This window comes from Pantoea sp. CTOTU49201, from assembly GCF_032054795.1.
GTDB classification, from domain to species: Bacteria; Pseudomonadota; Gammaproteobacteria; order Enterobacterales; family Enterobacteriaceae; genus Pantoea; species Pantoea symbiotica.
Genome location: NZ_DAMBSA010000579.1, coordinates 1 through 2,157 on the forward strand (window position 1 = coordinate 1; position 2,157 = coordinate 2,157).

Consider the following 2,157-nt stretch of genomic DNA (forward strand, 5'->3'; position numbering starts at 1 on the left):
GACCTTCGTGCTGACGCCGTTAACCTACCTCGGCGGCGTGTTCTATTCGCTGACGCTGCTGCCACCGTTCTGGCAAGCGGTGTCGAAGATGAATCCGGTGGTGTATATGATCAGCGGCTTCCGTTACGGTTTCCTCGGTATTAGCGATGTGCCGTTGGTGTTTACCATGTCGGTGCTGATCGCCTTTATCGTGGTGTTTTATGTGCTGGTGTATTCGCTGATTCAGCGTGGGCGCGGGTTGCGTACGTAACAAAGGTCGCCATGAATGGCGACCCTACGGCGGCGGAGTGGCATGTGGGATCGTAGGGTTGCCATTTATGGCAACCGAAAGAAAAGGGCGCGGTATAAAAACCGCGCCCTTGTTGCATCAGGCGACCTGAACCGGCAGCGCTTTGGCGAGGCGCTTCATTTCGTTATCGCCTTCAAAGTATGCGACTTTCGGCTGCCAGCTGCGCGCGACTTCATCTTCGACCTGCACGTAAGAGCAGATGATCATGATATCGCCAGCGCAGGCGCAACGCGCGGCGGCACCGTTGACTGAGATGATCTTCGAGCCACGTTCAGCGGCAATTGCGTAGGTGGAAAAACGCTGGCCGTTGGTGACGTTGTAGATGTCGATGGCTTCATATTGCAGAATGCCGGAGGCGTCGAGGAAATCCTGGTCAATGGCGCAGGAACCTTCGTAATGCAAATCTGCCTGAGTGACTTTTACGCGATGCAGTTTGCCTTGAAGTACGGTGCGAATCATAACTGTCTAACCTTGTTAAGCTGCCAATAAACGACGGAAAACTACTCCGTCAGATCCACTTGCTGATTATCAATGAGACGCGCATTGCCAAGCCATGCGGCCATCAGAATCACCGCGCGCTGGCTGTCCACGTTGAGCGCTTGTAAGGTTTCGGCATCGCAAATCGCCAGTCCGTCCGGACGAAAACCCTTCTCACGCAACGCCGCTTCCGCGTGCTCGATAATCTCTTCGACATGCCGCTCGCCGTTGCTCAGACGTTCGGCCATGCTGTTCATCACCTGGCTGAGACCGGCGGCGATGTTACGCTCGTCGGCGGTGAGATAGCCATTGCGCGAACTCAGCGCCAGGCCATCTTTCGCGCGTACCGTTGGCACGCCCACAATCTCGATATCGAAGCCCATATCCGCCACCATCTTGCGGATGATCGCCAGCTGCTGGAAATCCTTCTCGCCAAAACAGGCGATGTCAGGCTGCACCAGATTAAACAGTTTGCTGACGATGGTGGAGACGCCACGGAAATGTCCTGGACGGCTGGCACCTTCCAGCAGCGATGATAAACCCGGCACTTCCACGAAGGTTTGGCTATCAAGGCCTTTTGGATAGACATCCGCGGGCGCGGGTGCGAACACCAGATCCACGCTATGACGATTCAGCTTCTCGCAATCGTCCTGCAGCGTGCGCGGATAGCGGGCCAGATCGTCGGGACGATCAAACTGCATCGGGTTAACGAAAATCGAGACCACCACAACGTCGGCGCGCTCGCGCGCTTCATCGACCAACGTCAGATGACCGTCGTGCAGGTTGCCCATAGTGGGCACCAGCGCGATACGTTTGCCTGCCTGACGCCAGCGACGAATTTCACGACGCAGCATCGGCAGTGTTTCAATGATCAGCACTGCAAATCTCCTGATTTACTGGAAACTGTGTTCAGCGGCTGGATAGAGGCCCGCTTCAACGTCGGCGATATATTGGCGAATCGCCGCACGAATGTCGCCGGTTTCAGCGAGGAAATTTTTGGCAAATTTGGGAATGTGGCCGCCGGTAATGCCAAAGGCGTCATGCATCACCAGAATCTGGCCGTCAGTGACGTTGCCCGCACCGATACCGATCACCGGCACCGACAGCGCTTTGGTGACGCGCTCCGCCAGCGCCACCGGCACGCACTCCAGCACCAACAGCTGCATACCGGCGGCTTCCAGCGCCAGCGCATCGGCCAGCAGACGTTCAGCGGCGGCTTCATCGCGGCCCTGCACTTTATAGCCACCGAAGATGTTCACCGATTGCGGCGTCAGGCCCAAATGGCCGCACACCGGCACGGCGCGCTCGGTGAGCATACGCACGGTTTCCGCCAGCCACTCGCCACCTTCCAGCTTCACCATATTGGCGCCCGCCCGCATCATCTGTGCGGC

Annotated in this window: 4 protein-coding genes; 1 reads left to right on the top strand and 3 read right to left on the bottom strand. The window is 57.5% G+C overall.

Annotated elements, in window-relative coordinates; genetic code table 11:
* A partial coding sequence (locus RTY00_RS23990) for an ABC transporter permease (protein WP_312666640.1) occupies positions 1-250 on the top strand: 250 nt, incomplete at its 5' end.
* 117 nt (positions 251-367) lie between these two features.
* Here the strand turns inward: RTY00_RS23990 and panD are convergent.
* From panD to panB, 3 genes are all read right to left on the bottom strand, one after another.
* Positions 368-748 carry an aspartate 1-decarboxylase gene (gene panD, locus RTY00_RS23995; protein ID WP_007888760.1) on the bottom strand — a complete coding sequence of 127 codons (381 nt, stop codon included), beginning with the start codon at positions 746-748 and terminating at the stop codon, positions 368-370.
* 41 nt (positions 749-789) lie between these two features.
* Positions 790-1,644 (bottom strand): pantoate--beta-alanine ligase, encoded by an 855-nt coding sequence (panC, locus tag RTY00_RS24000; protein WP_008108522.1) that lies wholly within the window; start codon positions 1,642-1,644, stop codon positions 790-792.
* 15 nt (positions 1,645-1,659) lie between these two features.
* The coding region (panB, locus tag RTY00_RS24005) for a 3-methyl-2-oxobutanoate hydroxymethyltransferase (RefSeq protein ID WP_312666641.1) at positions 1,660-2,157 on the bottom strand (498 nt) is incomplete at its 5' end.